The 16,496-nt window shown below is 61.0% G+C and carries 16 protein-coding genes, 2 tRNA genes and 1 pseudogene; 6 read left to right on the forward strand and 13 right to left on the reverse strand.

What is annotated here, in order from left to right; all coding sequences use genetic code 11:
• Window positions 1-59 precede the first annotated feature (59 nt).
• The 13 genes and pseudogenes from FURADRAFT_RS15635 to FURADRAFT_RS15690 all read right to left on the reverse strand — a co-directional run bounded on the left by FURADRAFT_RS15635 (window position 60) and on the right by FURADRAFT_RS15690 (window position 9,116).
• A complete protein-coding gene (locus FURADRAFT_RS15635; RefSeq protein ID WP_008955128.1) occupies window positions 60-644 on the reverse strand; it encodes a methyltransferase in 585 nt (194 codons plus the stop codon).
• A gap of 15 nt (window positions 645-659) precedes the next feature.
• Complete coding sequence (locus tag FURADRAFT_RS21125) at window positions 660-875, reverse strand: hypothetical protein (RefSeq protein ID WP_008955129.1); 216 nt, start codon at window positions 873-875, stop codon at window positions 660-662.
• 84 nt (window positions 876-959) lie between these two features.
• Window positions 960-1,109: pseudogene (locus FURADRAFT_RS21385) on the reverse strand (DUF1289 domain-containing protein); the annotation flags it as partial.
• Between the two features lie 245 nt (window positions 1,110-1,354).
• Window positions 1,355-1,431: transfer RNA gene (locus FURADRAFT_RS15645), tRNA-Pro, on the reverse strand.
• A 30-nt stretch (window positions 1,432-1,461) separates the two neighbouring features.
• Window positions 1,462-1,827, reverse strand: coding sequence for a MerR family transcriptional regulator (locus FURADRAFT_RS15650; protein WP_232503539.1), 366 nt, complete (start codon window positions 1,825-1,827; stop codon window positions 1,462-1,464).
• Complete coding sequence (locus FURADRAFT_RS15655) at window positions 1,802-2,098, reverse strand: integration host factor subunit alpha (RefSeq protein ID WP_008955131.1); 297 nt, start codon at window positions 2,096-2,098, stop codon at window positions 1,802-1,804. Before FURADRAFT_RS15655 ends, FURADRAFT_RS15650 begins: the two co-directional genes overlap by 26 nt.
• Window positions 2,099-2,190: 92 nt before the next feature.
• A complete protein-coding gene (gene pheT, locus FURADRAFT_RS15660) occupies window positions 2,191-4,551 on the reverse strand; it encodes a phenylalanine--tRNA ligase subunit beta (protein WP_008955132.1) in 2,361 nt (786 codons plus the stop codon).
• Window positions 4,552-4,574: 23 nt separating this feature from the next.
• Window positions 4,575-5,558 (reverse strand): phenylalanine--tRNA ligase subunit alpha, encoded by a 984-nt coding sequence (gene pheS / locus FURADRAFT_RS15665; RefSeq protein ID WP_008955133.1) that lies wholly within the window; start codon window positions 5,556-5,558, stop codon window positions 4,575-4,577.
• Between the two features lie 127 nt (window positions 5,559-5,685).
• Window positions 5,686-6,042 carry a 50S ribosomal protein L20 gene (rplT, locus tag FURADRAFT_RS15670; RefSeq protein ID WP_008955134.1) on the reverse strand — a complete coding sequence of 119 codons (357 nt, stop codon included), beginning with the start codon at window positions 6,040-6,042 and terminating at the stop codon, window positions 5,686-5,688.
• Between the two features lie 12 nt (window positions 6,043-6,054).
• Window positions 6,055-6,252 (reverse strand): 50S ribosomal protein L35, encoded by a 198-nt coding sequence (gene rpmI / locus FURADRAFT_RS15675; protein WP_008955135.1) that lies wholly within the window; start codon window positions 6,250-6,252, stop codon window positions 6,055-6,057.
• A gap of 152 nt (window positions 6,253-6,404) precedes the next feature.
• Window positions 6,405-6,929 carry a translation initiation factor IF-3 gene (gene infC, locus FURADRAFT_RS15680; protein ID WP_008955136.1) on the reverse strand — a complete coding sequence of 175 codons (525 nt, stop codon included), beginning with the start codon at window positions 6,927-6,929 and terminating at the stop codon, window positions 6,405-6,407.
• Window positions 6,930-6,965: 36 nt separating this feature from the next.
• Window positions 6,966-8,864, reverse strand: coding sequence for a threonine--tRNA ligase (thrS, locus tag FURADRAFT_RS15685; protein ID WP_008955137.1), 1,899 nt, complete (start codon window positions 8,862-8,864; stop codon window positions 6,966-6,968).
• 175 nt (window positions 8,865-9,039) lie between these two features.
• Window positions 9,040-9,116, reverse strand: a tRNA-Val gene (locus FURADRAFT_RS15690).
• A 124-nt stretch (window positions 9,117-9,240) separates the two neighbouring features.
• Here FURADRAFT_RS15690 and tgt point away from each other — a divergent pair.
• From tgt to mutL, 6 genes are all read left to right on the forward strand, one after another.
• A complete protein-coding gene (tgt, locus tag FURADRAFT_RS15695; protein WP_008955138.1) occupies window positions 9,241-10,356 on the forward strand; it encodes a tRNA guanosine(34) transglycosylase Tgt in 1,116 nt (371 codons plus the stop codon).
• A 134-nt stretch (window positions 10,357-10,490) separates the two neighbouring features.
• Window positions 10,491-10,811 (forward strand): preprotein translocase subunit YajC, encoded by a 321-nt coding sequence (gene yajC, locus FURADRAFT_RS15700; protein ID WP_008955139.1) that lies wholly within the window; start codon window positions 10,491-10,493, stop codon window positions 10,809-10,811.
• Between the two features lie 54 nt (window positions 10,812-10,865).
• The gene (secD, locus tag FURADRAFT_RS15705) at window positions 10,866-12,707 is read left to right on the forward strand and encodes a protein translocase subunit SecD (RefSeq protein ID WP_008955140.1); all 1,842 of its coding nucleotides are present in this window, start codon (window positions 10,866-10,868) and stop codon (window positions 12,705-12,707) included.
• 179 nt (window positions 12,708-12,886) lie between these two features.
• The gene (gene secF, locus FURADRAFT_RS15710; protein WP_008955141.1) at window positions 12,887-13,822 is read left to right on the forward strand and encodes a protein translocase subunit SecF; all 936 of its coding nucleotides are present in this window, start codon (window positions 12,887-12,889) and stop codon (window positions 13,820-13,822) included.
• A 120-nt stretch (window positions 13,823-13,942) separates the two neighbouring features.
• A complete protein-coding gene (locus tag FURADRAFT_RS15715; protein ID WP_008955142.1) occupies window positions 13,943-14,599 on the forward strand; it encodes a DedA family protein in 657 nt (218 codons plus the stop codon).
• The gene (mutL, locus tag FURADRAFT_RS15720; protein ID WP_008955143.1) at window positions 14,596-16,485 is read left to right on the forward strand and encodes a DNA mismatch repair endonuclease MutL; all 1,890 of its coding nucleotides are present in this window, start codon (window positions 14,596-14,598) and stop codon (window positions 16,483-16,485) included. Before FURADRAFT_RS15715 ends, mutL begins: the two co-directional genes overlap by 4 nt.
• The last annotated feature ends 11 nt before the right edge of the window (window positions 16,486-16,496 follow it).

The following is a 16,496-nucleotide window of genomic DNA, read 5'->3' on the forward strand; positions in this document are numbered from 1 at the left end:
AAATGACCAGATGGCCGAGTCGTCATTGTTGATTTCTGTCAAACAGACTCAGAACCTCCTCAACGTCGCCGCCATGCCAGCCAATGTTCGCGACCGGCAAACACGGGGAGCGTCTGCTCCACCCGACTCATGTCAAGCAGGTCAAACCATGGCAAAAGCCATTGCTGCAATTCCTGCAACGTCGAACCGAAAGGCGGACCCTTCAGGTTATCCCCCAGGAAGAAAAAGCCGGCAAGAACACCGCCGGGGTGAAGCAGGGTAGCCATTTTCCGTGCATATGCCTCCCTGCTAGCCAGAGGCAAAGCACAAAAAAAAGCTCGCTCGTATATCCAATCGTAATCCTGACGTTCCGGCAGCAAGAAAAAATCGGCTTGCTGGACGCAATCGGCACGGGCGCCAAGGCTCGCTCTCGCACGAGCTACGGCCTCCGCACTGAAATCAATCGCATCAACCTCAAAGCCATGGTCAAGCAGCAGCTTGACCTCGTGAGCGCTTCCACACCCCGGAACCAGCACCCTGCTGCCCTCAGGCCAGGTCTCAGCAAATGCCTGGAATGCCGAAGGAATATCGGCGGTATCCCACGGGGTGACCCCCGACGCATAACGGACGTCCCAGAAATCGGGTTCGGCGCAATTCTGTTTCATCGCGACTTCCTTGTTTTAGCCTTGGAGCTTATTTCCGCTCTTTGCCGGATCAGCCTCGCCGCCAAGCCATTGGGCGGAATCCGCCAGCCAAGCCCTAGCCTCTCCCAGGAGGGCTGCATCAGCCTTACCGGCCAAATGTGCGGCCAAGGCACTGCCAGGCAGATTCATACGCAACGATCCATCCGACTCAAAACGGAACAGCAGTTTGGTAAATCCTTGGTACCAGGTCATCGCCCACTCCTCGCCATCGACCTCCTGCAGATCCCACCCCTCCCCCAGCAGGCGAGCCCAATCAGCCAGGCGGCGGCGAAGCGGCAATCGCCCCCAGACAGAATGTTTACCATCCGGAGCCAAAGCGCTCCATTGAGCCACCTCCAGGAACGTTCTGAAACAACCTCGGCAGACATTATCACCAAGGGCCGTTGAGCAATGGGCAATACAGGGCGAGTCAGCAGATTCAGACATAGTGAACAGCCATAACCAGACAAGAGCGTTGATAGACTAAAGCAGCCAGCCGCTACCGTCTATGCGACTAGCGTAGAAGAAACCGAAAACCGGTCGAAGAAAAAGAGACGAAGTGACGGCGTCAGGATCGATAAAGCCAATGGACGGCAGGAGACGCCGCGCAAAGTCCCGCCAGGAATTCTATAGGCAAGAAAAAACCCGGTAGGCACCGGGTCAGACGTTCTTGATGTTCAACACTTTTTGGTTGGTCGGGGTGAGAGGATTCGAACCTCCGACCCTCTGCACCCCATGCAGATGCGCTACCAGGCTGCGCCACACCCCGACTCAAGAGAGACGCATTATAAATGGATTATTACGACTTGCCAATACCACCGTTCAACCATTCGAGAATCGACTGCAACTCGGCCCGGACAGCCTGGGCAGTCAGCGGCACTGGGCCTGCAGCTTCTTGCCCCAGCCGCAGCCTTGCACCGTGAATGGTGAAACCATCGTCGTAGAGCAGACCGCGGATGCGGCGCACCAGCAAAACCTCATGATGCTGGTAGTAGCGACGGTTACCGCGCCGCTTGACTTGGCGCAGCTGGGAGAATTCCTGCTCCCAGTAACGCAGCACATGCGGTTTGACACCGGTCAGTTCACTGACTTCGCCAATCGTAAAATAACGCTTTGGCGGAATCGGCGGCAGTTCTGCCTCAGTTATTGGCATGATGTTGCTCAACCATTCCCTTGAGTTTCTGGCTTGCATGGAAAGTGACCACGCGGCGGGCGGTGATAGGAATTTCCTCGCCGGTCTTCGGGTTACGCCCCGGCCGTTGAGGCTTGTCACGCAGCTGGAAATTGCCGAAGCCGGACAGTTTTACACTGTCACCGGATTCCAGCGCCTGGCGGATCTCTTCGAAGAAAGATTCGACCATGTCCTTGGCTTCACGCTTGTTCAGACCCACCTTGTCAAACAGCAGGTCGGCCAACTCCGCTTTCGTCAAAGTCATGATTACCCCTTAACATACCAAACAAAAATAAAACAAAGCGGCTTCCGCTGCAAGCACGCACGGAAGCCCGCCAACACCTCCGACCTGCCCGGTCAGAGGCGCAAGGTCGCCCCATGATTGGCCGACACGGCGTCCAGCAGGCGGCTCACCACCGTCTCGACCTCGGCATCGGTCAGCGTCTTGGTCTGATCCTGCAACACGACACGGAACGCCAGGCTCTTTTTGCCCTCCGGCACGCCTTTGCCGCGGTAAACGTCGAACAGCGCCACTTCGCTGACGATCTCGGTTGCCGCCTGACGGAAACTGGTCAGCATGGCGCCAACTTCTACCTGCTCGTCCACCACCAGCGCCAGGTCCCGGCGTACCGGCTGGAACTTACTGACGGGAGCTGCCTTGACGTGGCGCTGAGCTTCCACGACAGCGTATTCCAGCTCAAAGACCACAGGCGCGGAAGACAGATCGTACTGTTGTACCCATTGCGGATGCAGTTCGCCAATCACCCCGACCAACTGACCGGCCAGGAAGATGTCGGCACAACGACCGGGATGGCAGGCCGGGTGAGTCGCCTTGCGGAACTCGACCGGATGTGGATGAAGCAATGCCTCCACGTCGGCTTTGACGTCGAAGAAGTCCACCCGCTCGGTCTTGGCCCCCCACTGCTCAGGGAGACGAGAACCCCAGGCAAGGCCGGCGATCTTTTCCGGCTGATTGAAACCATCGGCCGATTTGTGGAAAGTCCGGGCCACTTCGAATACGCGGACGCGCGACTGCTTGCGGTTGACGTTGCCGACCAGCACATCAACCAGGCCTCCCAAGAGGGTCGAGCGCATTACGCTCATCTGGGCCGCGATCGGGTTGATCAGCTTGACGGGGTCAGGATTGCCCGCGAAGTCGCGCTCCCAGCGCTCATCGACGAAGGCGTAGCTGACCACTTCCTGGTAATCGCGTGCCGCCAACTGCTGACGGATCAATTCACGCGGCCGGCGCGTTTCCGGCAGCGGCAGCATCTTCATGCGCGAGCGCGGAGCGTCGGACGGGATCGCATCGTAACCGTAGACACGGGCCACTTCCTCGATCAAGTCCTCTTCGATCTCGATGTCGAAACGGAACGCTGGAGGCGCCACGGCGAAGCCCTCAGCCGTGGCATCGAAACTCAGCCCCAGACGGGTGAAGATGTCCGCAATCGAGTCAGGCGCCAGCCCCAGGCCGAGCACCTTGTTGACACGCGCACTACGCACGGCCACAGCCGGGCGCTGCGGCAGCTGCCCCTGCGCTTCGGTCAGCGGCCCGGCTTCGCCACCGCAGATTTCGACGATCAAGGCCGTGGCGCGCTCGATGGCGTCACGCTGCAACTGGAAATCCACCCCGCGTTCGAAGCGATAGGACGAATCGGAACCGAAGCCCAGCTCGCGCGCCTTGCCGGCGATCATGGCCGGAGCAAAGAACGCGCTCTCGAGGAACACATCCTGCGAAGCCGTGGTGACACCACTCTCCAGACCCCCCATGATCCCGGCAATGGCCAGCGGCTTGGCGTCGTCGGCGATCACCAGCAGATTCTCGGTCAGCTCGACTTCCTGCTCGTTCAGGCAAACCAGTTTTTCACCGGCGCGAGCCATACGCACGTTGATGGCGCCGTCCAACTTGGCGAGATCGAAGGCGTGCATCGGCTGGCCGAGTTCCAGCAGGATGTAGTTGGTAACATCGACGATGGCCGAGATCGAGCGCAGACCGGAGCGCTCCAGGCGGTGCTTCATCCAGTCCGGCGTCGGAGCCGCGGCATCGACCCCTTTCACCACACGGCCAATATAACGGCCGCAGCCTTGCGGGGCGTCGATGCGTACCGGCACGGTCTGGTCGTGCGCGGGCACCACCGGGGCAATAGCCATCGGCTGCAAGGCACTGTCGGTCAGTGCCGCCACTTCACGAGCCAGGCCCTTGATCGACAGGCAATCGGCGCGGTTCGGAGTGATCTTGAGGGTAAACAGGCTGTCGTCCAGCGACAGGTAGTCGCGAATGCTCGTGCCGACCGGGGCATCGGCCGGCAGTACCAGCAGGCCATCGGCGTCGTCTGGCACACCCAGTTCCTTGCCGGAGCACAGCATGCCACCTGACTCGACACCACGCATCTTGGTCGGTTTGATCTTGAAATCGCCCGGCAGAACAGCGCCCGGCAAGGCACACGGCACTTTCAGGCCGACGGCTACGTTCGGCGCACCACAGACGATCTGGATCAGCTCGCCGGTGCCGGCATCGACTTTGGTCACGCGAAGACGGTCGGCATTCTCGTGCTTGACGACTTCCTTGACTTCGGCGATCACCACGCCGCTGAAGGCCGGCGCAGCTGCGTTGACTTCTTCGACCTCCAGGCCGGCCATGGTCAACAGGTAGGAAAGCTCGTCGGTGCTCAGGGACGGATTGACCCAGCTACGCAGCCATTGTTCGGAAAATTGCATCGTAAGTATTCCCCTGCCCGCTATCAGTTGAACTGTTTGAGGAAGTTGAGATCGTTCTCGAAGAACAGGCGCAGGTCGTTGACGCCGTAGCGCAGCATGGCAAAACGGTCCAGACCGATACCGAAGGCGAAGCCAGTGTACTTCTCCGGGTCGATATTGACGTTCCTCAGCACATTCGGGTGCACCATACCGCAGCCCCCAACCTCGAGCCAGCCGCGTTCACCCAGCACGTCGATTTCGGCCGACGGCTCAGTGAAAGGGAAGAATGACGGGCGGAAGCGTACTTGCAAATCGTCTCGCTCGAAGAAACGGCGCAGGAAGTCAGTGACAGTGGCCTTGAGGTCCGCAAAGCTGACATCCTGATCGACCCACAAGCCTTCCATCTGGTGGAACATCGGCGAATGGGTGGCATCGGAATCGACACGGTACACGCGACCCGGCGCCACGATCTTGATCGGCGGCTCGTTGTTCAGCATGTAACGCACCTGGATCGGCGAGGTGTGGGTACGCAGCACATCGCCACCTTCAACGTAGAAGGTGTCCTGCATGGCTCGTGCCGGATGATTTTCCGGGATATTCAGCGCCTGGAAATTGTGGAAGTCAGTCTCGATTTCCGGACCATCGGCCACTTCGAACCCCATGCTGCGGAACAGCGTGGCAATGCGTTCCAGCGTCAGCGTCACCGGATGCAGCCCGCCGACGGAGCTACCTCGCCCCGGCAAGGTCACATCCAGCGATTCGGCTGCCAGCTGGCGCGCCAGCTTGTCGGCATTGATGAGGTCGCGGCGCTCGTTGTGACGGGCCTCGAAGGCTTGCTTGGCGGCATTGATCGCCGCACCGGCCGCCTTGCGCTCTTCAGCCGGCAATTTGCCTAGCTGCTTGAGCAACTCGGTCAGTTCGCCACTTTTGCCAAGGTAGCGCGCCTTGACCTGTTCCAGTTCCACCAGATCCTGCACCGCGTCCAGCGCGGACAGCCCCGACTCGAGAATCGTGTCGACATTGTTCATGTAGCTCACACCGTATGCGTAAGAAAGCTGGCCAGACCGGATGGTCGTCAGGCGGTCTGGTCAGCCATCTCGAAAAGCATGTAAAAAAAAGGGAGGCATCACTGCCTCCCTTTTGATCGTCCAGCGATTAAGCGAGGCTTGCTTTCGCTTTTTCAACGATCTGGGCAAAAGCAGGCTTATCGAACACGGCCAAGTCGGCCAGAACCTTGCGGTCGATTTCGATGGCAGCCTTTTTCAGACCGTTCATGAACTTGCTGTAGGACAGGCCGAGTTCACGTGCACCGGCGTTGATACGAGCGATCCACAGCTGGCGGAACTGGCGCTTTTTCTGGCGACGGTCACGGTAAGCGTACTGACCGGCTTTCATCACCGCCTGTTTGGCGATGCGATAGACGTTCTTGCGACGGCCGCGATAGCCTTTCGCCAGAGCAAGGATTTTCTTGTGACGAGCGCGAGCGGTTACACCGCGTTTAACACGAGGCATTGATCAAACTCCTTAAGCGTAGGGCATCATTGCACGAACGGACGCCATGTTGCTCGCATCCACCATGGTGGTGCCACGCAGCTGGCGTTTGTTCTTGGTGGTTTTCTTGGTCAGAATGTGACGCTTGAACGCCATAGAGCGCTTTACACCACCACCACCCAATACGTTGAGGCGTTTTTTCGCGCTCGACTTGGTCTTCATCTTCGGCATGGAAAACTCCTGCTGAATTTCTTTAGATCCGACGCACGGTGATCTTTCGATGCTTGCAAACCGTAACGTCCCGCTTTTTGTTGCAGCACCGGAGCGCCACAAAATCAACACGGCAGGCGAACCTGCCGTGTCAAACCGCTGATTATACCCGATTATTTCTTTTTCGGGGCAATCATCATTACCATCTGGCGACCTTCCAGGCGCGGAAACTGCTCGACCGTGCCAACTTCAGCCAGATCCGCCTCGACCCGCTTGAGCAGGGCCAGGCCGATATCCTGGTGAGCCATTTCACGACCGCGGAAACGCAGCGTTACCTTGGCCTTGTCACCGTCGCTCAGGAAGCGAACCAGGTTGCGCAGCTTGACGCCATAGTCACCGTCGTCGGTACCCGGACGGAACTTGACTTCCTTGATCTGCACCTGCTTCTGCTTGAGCTTGGCCTCGTGACGCTTCTTGGACTGCTCGTACTTGAACTTGCCATAGTCCATCAGCTTGCAGACAGGCGGCTGAGCGGTCGGAGAAATCTCGACCAGATCGATGTCCAGCTCCTCGGCCGCTGCCATTGCCTCACGCAGACTCACGATGCCGAGCTGCTCGCCTTCCTTACCTACCAGACGGATCTCGCGGGCGGTAATTTCGCCGTTGATCCGTGCTTCACGTTCCTGAGCTATAGCCAAATCTCCTATTAATTGTTCATCAAGCCCGACACCGCGTCACTGAGGCATCTCGGCCTTCAGGCGTGCCACGAAGTCGTCCAGCGTCAGCTGGCCCAAATCTTCGCCACGAGCACGAACGGCAATCAGACCGTCTGCTTTTTCCTTGTCGCCCACAATAATCTGGTACGGCAGTTTTTGCAGACTGTGTTCGCGGATTTTATAGCTGATCTTTTCATTCCTCAAGTCGAGCTCGACGCGGAAGCCTTGTTTTTTCAGCGTTTGCACCACAGAGGCTGCATAATCAGCCTGCGCTTCGGTGATATTCATCACCACCATCTGCACCGGCGCCAGCCACAACGGGAAGGCCCCGGCGTGATTCTCGATCAGGATACCAAGGAAGCGCTCCAGCGACCCCAGGATGGCTCGGTGCAACATTACCGGACGCTTGCGGCTGTTGTCTTCCGCCACGTACTCGGCCCCCAGGCGCTCCGGCAGCACATAGTCGAGCTGCAGGGTACCACACTGCCAGGACCGGCCAAGCGCGTCTTTGATGTGGTATTCGATTTTCGGACCGTAGAACGCGCCCTCACCCGGCAGCTCTTCCCATTCGATACCGCACGCACGCAGCGCTTCGCGCAGGCCGTTCTCGGCACGATCCCATGCCTCCAGGGTGCCGGAGTACTTCTCGGGCCGCAGCGACAGCTTGACCGAAACATTGTCAAAACCAAACTGGCGGTAGACACGCATGGTCAGTTCATTGAAAGCCTTGGCCTCATCAATGATCTGCTCTTCGGTACAGAAGATGTGCGCGTCATCCTGAACGAAACCACGCACGCGCATGATGCCGTGCAAGGCACCGGACGGTTCGTTGCGATGACAGGCACCGAATTCGGCATAGCGCAACGGCAGATCACGATAGGAGCGCAAACCCTGGTTGAACACCTGGACGTGCCCCGGACAGTTCATTGGCTTGACCGCGTAGTCGCGTTTCTCCGACTCGGTGGTGAACATGTTCTCGCGGTAGTTCTCCCAGTGACCGGATTTTTCCCACAGGATGCGATCCATCACCATCGGCGTACGGATTTCCTGATAACCGGCCTCGGCCAGGGTGGCGCGCATGTATTGCTCCACCGACTGCCACAACTGCCACCCCTTGGGATGCCAGAACACCATACCCGGCGCCTCATCCTGCAGATGGAACAGGTCGAGCTGTTTGCCCAGCTTGCGATGGTCGCGCTTCTCAGCCTCCTCCAGCATGTAGAGGTACTGCGCCAGGTCTTCCTTCTTGGCCCAGGCAGTACCGTAGACACGCTGCAGCATCTCGTTCTTGCTGTCGCCACGCCAGTAGGCACCCGCCACCTTCATCAGCTTGAACACCTTGAGCTTGCCGGTGGACGGCACGTGCGGGCCGCGGCAGAGGTCGGTGAAATCACCTTCGCGGTACAGCGACAGCACCTCTCCCTGCGGGATCGATTCGATGATCTCGGCCTTGTAGTGCTCGCCAATCGACTTGAAGTAGGCAATAGCCTCGTCGCGGGGCAGCTCGTAGCGCTCGACTGGGATATCTTTTTTGGCCAACTCCCCCATCTTCTTCTCGATGGCAACAAGGTCTTCGGGGGTGAACGGGCGCTTGTAGCTGAAGTCGTAGTAGAAACCGTTTTCGATTTCCGGGCCGATCGTCACCTGCGCCTCGGGGAACAGCTCCTTGACGGCGTAGGCCAGCAAGTGTGCCGTGGAGTGACGAATGATAGAGAGACCATCGGCATCCTTGTCGGTGATGATGGCCAGATCTGCATCACGGTCGATCACATGACTGGTATCAACAAGTCGGCCGTCGACACGGCCTGCCAGCGAGGCACGCGCCAGACCGGTACCGATGGAGGCAGCGACCTCGTGCACGGAAACCGGTTTATCGAAGGAACGGACAGAGCCGTCGGGCAGGCGAATATCAGGCATGTGAACTCCAACGCAGTATGGCCGGGCAAGGCGCGATCAAATTCGGAAAACAAAAAAAAAGTGCGGCCAAAGCCGCACTTTTTTGCATGGAACATCCCGCAAGGCGCGACTAGCGCGAATAACGGGTGATAGTAGTTCGGAAAGCCATTTCCGGGAATGCTCCAATGCTGAATTTTGGTAGGCACGATTGGATTCGAACCAACGACCCCCACCATGTCAAGGTGGTGCTCTAACCAACTGAGCTACGTGCCTGTCGTCGAGGAATGCATAATACTCACTACAGCCATCCTTGGCAAGCCCCTAACAGCAAAAATTCGTGAGACAGACCGCTTCGGGTATACTAGCGCGCTGATTTTACTATGCAAACCTTATTTACATGCTGAAGTTTACCGTACACAAAACGTCCGGCGGCGCCCGCCGGGGGACGCTGGAACTGAACCACGGCACGGTAGAGACCCCGGTTTTCCAACCGGTGGGGACCTACGGCTCGGTCAAGGCGATGAGCCCGGTCGAACTCAACGACATCGGCGCGCAGATCATCCTGGGCAACACCTTCCACCTCTGGTTGCGCCCCGGCCTCGAAGTCATCCAACAATTTGGCGGGCTGCACGACTTCATTGGCTGGAACAAGCCGATTCTGACCGACTCCGGCGGTTTCCAGGTGTTCAGCCTGGGGGCGCTGAACAAGATCACCGAGGAAGGCGTGACCTTCCAGAGCCCGGTCAATGGTGACAAGCTGTTCCTATCCCCGGAAAAGTCGATGGAAATCCAGAAGGTGCTGAACTCGGACATCGTGATGATCTTCGACGAATGCACCCCGGGCCAGGTTGACCACAACACCGCCGCCAAGTCGATGCGCATGAGCCTGCGCTGGGCGGAACGTTCCCGCCGCGCTTTCGACGACCTGAAGAACCCCAACGCGCTGTTCGGCATCGTGCAGGGCAACCTTTATACCGATTTGCGCCGCGAATCGCTCGAAGGCTTGATGGAGATCGGTTTCGACGGCTACGCCATCGGGGGCTTGTCAGTCGGCGAGCCCAAGCCCGAAATGTACCGCATGCTGGCAGAAATGAAGGACATGCTGCCCGCCGACAAGCCGCACTACCTGATGGGCGTGGGCACCCCGGAGGACCTGGTGCACGGGGTGGCCAACGGCGTGGACATGTTCGACTGCGTGATGCCGACACGCAATGCGCGCAATGGCTGGCTGTTTACCCAGTGGGGCGACGTGAAGATCAAGAACGCGCGCTACAAGGATGACAAGAAACCGCTGGACGAGACGTGCGGCTGCTACGCTTGCCGCAACTTCAGCCGCGCCTACCTTCACCACCTGCATCGGGTCGGAGAAATCCTGGGAGCGCGCCTCAACACCATCCATAACCTGTATTACTACCAGCAATTGATGGCGGAAATGCGCCAGGCCATCGAGGAGGACCGCTTCCCGGCGTTCCAGGTCGATTTTGCCCAGCGCCGAGCACGCGGAGCCGATTGAGGCGATGGAACCAGGGCTTCAGACCAGGGTCATACCGGGTTTGCGCTGCCGCTACGGTTGGAAAAGCAACACGGCGTGGCTACAATGGCCCGCTTCGGATACTGATAGACAACAAACATAAGGGAGTTAACACGATGTTCATCACCCCCGCATTCGCTGCCGGCACCGCTCCGGGCGGTTTCGACCTGATGGGCTTCCTGCCGATGGTCGTGATTTTCGCGCTCTTCTGGTTCCTGCTGGTACGCCCGCAGCAGAAGCGCGCCAAGGAACAGCAGAGAATGCTGTCCGAAATTGCCAAGGGCGACGAGGTGGTGACCCAAGGGGGTATCGTGGGCCGCGTAACCAAGGCCGGCGAGCAGTACCTGTCGGTGGAAATCGCCAACGGCGTGGAAGTCCAGATCCAGCGCGGCGCGGTATCGGCCAAACTGGAAAAGGGCACCATCAAGTCCCTGTAATGCACCCGGGCCGCCTGAACGGGCGGCCATTTCCCTTCTGCCAGACTCTCGCACATGAACCGCTATCCACTCTGGAAATACTTCATCATCGTGGTAGCGCTGGTCGTCTCGACGATCTATACGCTGCCCAATTTCTTCGGCGAAACCCCTGCCGTCCAGATTTCCAGCTCGCGTCAGTCCATTCCGGTGGACACCGCGCTGATGGGCCGCGTCGAAGCCGCGTTGACCGCCCAGCACATTACCCCGGACGGCTTGTTCCTGGACGGCAATAGCCTGAAGGTCCGTTTCCACGACCCGGACACCCAGATCAAGGGGCGCGACGCCATCCAGCAGGCGCTGGGTGACAACTACATCATCGCGCTCAACCTGCTGGCGGCCTCGCCCGACTGGCTCACCAAGCTCAAGGCCTATCCGATGTTCCTGGGGCTGGACTTGCGCGGCGGCGTTCACTTCCTGCTCGAAGTGGACATGAAGGCGGCCACCGACAAGACCATGGAGCGCTACGCCGGCGATATCCGTCGCGAATTCAAGGACAAGAAGGTCCGCTACGGTGCCATTAAGCGCAACGGCAACACGCTGGAAGTGCAATTACGTGACGCAGCCACGCTGAAGGCGGCCGAGGACGCCGTGGCACGTGCCCTGCCTTCCCTGAGCTTTACCAGCGACGACAACAGCTACAAGCTGAGCCTGACGCTGAAGCCGGAGGAGATTACCCGCATCCAGAGCGATGCGGTGAAGCAGAACATCACCACGCTGCACAACCGTGTCAACGAACTGGGTGTCGCCGAGCCGATCATCCAGCAATCCGGCGCCAACCGCATCGTGGTGCAGCTGCCGGGCGTGCAGGACACCGCCAAGGCCAAGGACATTCTGGGTCGTACCGCCACGCTGGAAGTGCGCATGGTGTCCGACGACCAGAGCATGGTGGCCGAGGCACTGGCCGGCAACGTACCTGGTGGCTACGAACTACTGGACGAGCTGACCCCGCGCGGCCCGCAAAAGATACTGGTAAGCAAAGAGGTCGAGCTGACCGGCGACAACATCAACGATGCCCAGCCGGGCTTCGACGAGAACGGCACGCCGGCGGTGCACATCAATCTCGACTCCACCGGGGCCTCGATCTTCCGCCAGGTGACGGCTGAGAACATCGGCAAGCGCATGGCGATGGTGCTGGTGGAAAAAGGCCGAGCCGAAGTGGTGACCGCGCCGGTGATCCGCAGCGAGATCGGCGGCGGCCGGGTGCAGATTTCCGGCAGCATGAACGCCGCCGAAGCCAACGATACCGCGCTGTTGCTGCGTGCCGGCTCGCTGGCCGCCCCGATGAACATCATCGAGGAGCGCACCGTCGGCCCGAGCCTGGGCAAGGAAAACATCGAGAAGGGCTTCCACTCCACGCTGTGGGGCTTTGCCACCATCGCCGTGTTCATGCTGATTTACTACCGCGTGTTCGGCCTGATCTCGGCGCTGTCGCTGGGAGTGAACCTGTTCATGCTGGTGGCGGTGCTGTCGATGCTGCAGGCGACGCTGACCCTGCCCGGCATCGCCGCCATCGCACTGACGCTGGGCATGGCGATCGACGCCAACGTGCTGATCAACGAGCGCATCCGCGAGGAGCTGCGTAACGGCGTGCCGCCGCACTCCGCGATCCAGGCCGGTTACCAGCATGCCTGGGCCACGATTCTCGACTCCAACATCACCACGCTGATCGCCGGCCTCGCGCTCTTGATCTTCGGTTCGGGCCCGGTGCGCGGCTTTGCCGTGGTGCATTGCCTGGGGATTATGACCTCGATGTTCTCGGCGGTCCTGGTATCGCGCGGCTTCGTCAACCTGTGGTACGGCCGCAAGCGGCGCCTGGCCACGGTGTCGATCGGCCAGGTCTGGAAACCTGAATCGTAAGAACCCACGATCTGTTGCGAACGATCCCCAGCGGGGCGAAGCAGGCGACAAATCAGATGGACATGTTGTCCATTTGATTTTCAAACCGAAGCCGAACCCCGCTCGGGGATGGCGCAGCAGATCGTGAACCGGTTCCAGGCGGGCGGCCAAGCCGCTCGCCCTTACCTCTAGAGGACGCAATGGAGCTTTTCCGCATCAAACGGGACATCCCGTTCATGAGCTACGGCAGGCTCACCACGACCATCTCGCTGGTGACCTTCCTGCTGGCCGTATTCTTTCTGTTCGCCAAGGGCCTGAACTTCAGCGTGGAATTCACCGGCGGCACGGTGATGGAAGTGCAGTACCGGCAGGCGGCCAACCTGAACGACATCCGCGACCGCGTGGACGCCCTCAAGTTCGGCGAGGCCACGGTGCAGAGCCTGGGCACGTCGCGCGACGTGCTGATCCGCCTGCCTAGCCGCCAGGGCGTAAGCTCGGCACAGCTGTCCGAGCGCGTGATGGGCACGCTGAAGGCGGCCGACCCGGCGGTGGAACTGCGCAAGGTCGAGTTCGTCGGCCCAAGCGTGGGCGAGGAGCTGGTCACCCATGGCCTGACCGCGGTGATCATCGTGTGCCTGGGCATCATGCTGTACCTGGCGCTGCGCTTCGAATGGCGCTTTGCCGTGGCGGCCATCATCGCCAACATGCACGATGTGGTGATCATCCTGGGTTGCTTCGCCTTCTTCCAGTGGGAGTTCAGCCTCACCGTGCTGGCCGGCGTCCTGGCGGTTCTGGGTTACTCGGTGAACGAGTCGGTGGTGGTGTTCGACCGTATCCGGGAGAACTTCCGCAAGGCCGCGATGCGCAACAAGAACGTGTCCGAGATCATCGACAACGCCATTACCGCGACGATGAGCCGCACCTTGATCACGCACGGTTGTACCGAGGCGATGGTGCTGTCGATGTTGGTCTTCGGCGGCCCGGCGCTGCACGGTTTCGCCATCGCGCTGACCATCGGCATCGTATTCGGCATCTATTCCTCGGTGCTGGTGGCGAGCCCGATCGCCTTGTGGCTGGGCGTGGCGCGCGAGCACATGATCAAGCCGCAGAAACCCAAGGACGAAGCGGTAGTCTGATCACTGCACTGGCCGGCCTGTCCGGCCAGTTTCTTTTGCGATGCCCGATCGCCACCGGCGTGTAGCTCGCCCTCCCCCTCTTGCTCGCCGTCTCAACGGCTTCGGCCAACCTCCTGTACAATGAACGCCATGGAAGCCCTTCAATTTCTGCTTGATTTCGTGCTACACATCGACCGCCACCTGGCGGTGCTGGTGGCACAGTACGGCCCGTGGATCTACCTGATCCTGTTCCTGATCGTGTTCTGCGAGACCGGCCTGGTGGTGACCCCGGTGCTGCCCGGGGATTCGCTGCTGTTCGTCGCCGGCACCCTGGCGGCCACCGGCGGCATGAACGCGCACGCGCTGGTCGCGACGCTGATCGCGGCGGCGGTGCTGGGCGACAGTGTCAACTACACCATCGGCCGCCGTCTGGGACTGTCGCTGATGGCGCGCTTTCCGCGCCTGCTCAAGCAGCAATACCTCGACAAGACCCATGCTTTCTATGAGCGACACGGCGGCAAGACCATCATCCTGGCCCGCTTCGTGCCGATCGTGCGCACCTTCGCGCCGTTCGTGGCCGGGGCCGGCGCGATGAGCTATCGCCGCTTCTTCGCCTACAACATCATCGGCGGCGTGCTGTGGGTGGCCAGCTTCACCTACGCCGGCTACCTGTTCGGCAACCTGCCGGTGGTGAAAAGCAACCTGGAATACCTGATCTTCGGCATCATCTTCGTCTCGCTGCTGCCGGGCCTCGTCGAAATCTGGCGCCACAAGCGCCTGGCACGCAAGACCGCATGAAGCGCATCCATGCCCTGCCCGACCACCTGGTCAACCAGATCGCCGCCGGCGAGGTGGTGGAACGTCCCGCCTCGGCACTGAAGGAAATGCTGGAAAACAGCCTGGACGCCGGTGCCGACAGGATCACTGTCGATCTCGCCCAAGGCGGCATCAAGCTGATCCGCGTCACCGACAACGGCGGCGGCATCGTGCCGGATGACCTGCCGCTGGCGCTCGACCGCCACGCCACCAGCAAGATTGCCTCGCTCGCCGACCTGGAAAGCGTCGCCACGCTGGGCTTTCGCGGCGAGGGGCTGGCCAGTATCGCCTCGGTGTCGCGGCTGACGCTGATCAGCCGTCCGCACGAGGAGGCGCACGCGTACCAGATCATCGCCATCGACGGTGCACTGCACTCGGTGGAGCCGGCGGCGCATGCGCCGGGTACCAGTGTTGAAGTGGTCGATCTCTATTTCAATACCCCGGCGCGGCGCAAGTTCCTCAAGAGCGAGAACACCGAGTACGCCCACTGCGCGGCCACCTTCGAGCGCATCGCGCTGGCGCATCCGCAGGTGGAGTTTCTGCTGCGCCACAACGGCAAGGTAGTATGGCGCCTGCCGGCTCAGTCCCTGGCCGAGCGCGTCGGTGCGCTGCTGGGCAAGGATTTCGTCGAGGCGGCGCTGCCGCTGGAAACGGCGGCCGGCGGATTGCAGCTGGCGGGCTTCGTGGCCAGCCCGACCTACTCCAAGGCCAGCCGCGACGCCCAGTACTTCTACGTCAACGGCCGCTTCGTGCGCGACAAGACCGCGCAGCACGCCCTGCGCCAGGCCTACCGCGATGTGCTGCACCACGACCGCCATCCGGCCTACGCGCTGTTCCTGACCATCGACCCCGCCGGGGTGGACGTCAACGTGCATCCGACCAAGATCGAGGTACGCTTCCGCGAATCGCAGGCCATCCACCAGTTTCTGTTCCACAGCGTCAACAAAGCCCTGGCGGCCACCACGGCCGGGGCGGCCCCCGCCGTGGCCCTGGCAGAAGGGGTCGCCACCCCGTCTTCGGCCAACCTTTCCGGCGCCAGCCCGGCGCCAGCCGGGCTGTTCGCCACCAGTCAAACCGGCAATGGCCGCACCCCGGTGCAGAGCTACCGCTACGAGCAGCAGAGCATTCCGCTCGGCGTGGCGCGCGAGGCGATCGGGGTATACGACGCGATGTTCTCCGGGCTGCGCGAGGAAGAACGCCAGGCCGACACCCGCCCGGCAGGACCGCTGCCGTCGCCGCTGCCTGCCGCCACGCTGGCCACCCTGCCCGACAGCGACGACGGCATCCCTCCGCTCGGCTTCGCCCTGGCGCAACTGCACGGGGTCTACATCCTGAGCCAGTGCCAGGAAGGCCTGATCGTGGTCGACATGCACGCCGCGCACGAGCGCATCGTCTACGAGCGGCTGAAGAACGCGCTGGAAGCTGACAGCATCCCGATGCAGCCCTTGCTGCTGCCGGTGTCGTTCGCCGCCGACCGCATGGAAGCGGCCACGGTGCACGAGCACGGCGAGGAGATGAAGCGGCTCGGCGTCGAGCTCGCCCCGCTCTCCCCCACCCAGATCGCCGTGCGCGGCGTGCCGGTGTGGCTGAAGGATGGCAACCCGGTCGAGCTGGCGCGCGCGGTACTGAAGGACGTGCGCGAATTCGGCCTAACGCGGGTGCTCACCGAGCGCCGCAACGAGCTCCTGGCCACCATGGCCTGTCACGGCGCGGTACGCGCCAACCGCCAGCTGACGCTGGCCGAGATGAACGCACTGCTGCGCGACATGGAAGCCACCGAACGCTCCGGCCAGTGCAACCACGGCCGCCCGACCTGGAGCCGGCTGACCATGAAGGACCTCGACAACCTGTTCATGCGCGGGCGCTGACGGCGGCCCGC

Source organism: Pseudogulbenkiania ferrooxidans 2002, from assembly GCF_000174355.1.
In the GTDB taxonomy this organism is placed as follows: domain Bacteria; phylum Pseudomonadota; class Gammaproteobacteria; order Burkholderiales; family Chromobacteriaceae; genus Pseudogulbenkiania; species Pseudogulbenkiania ferrooxidans.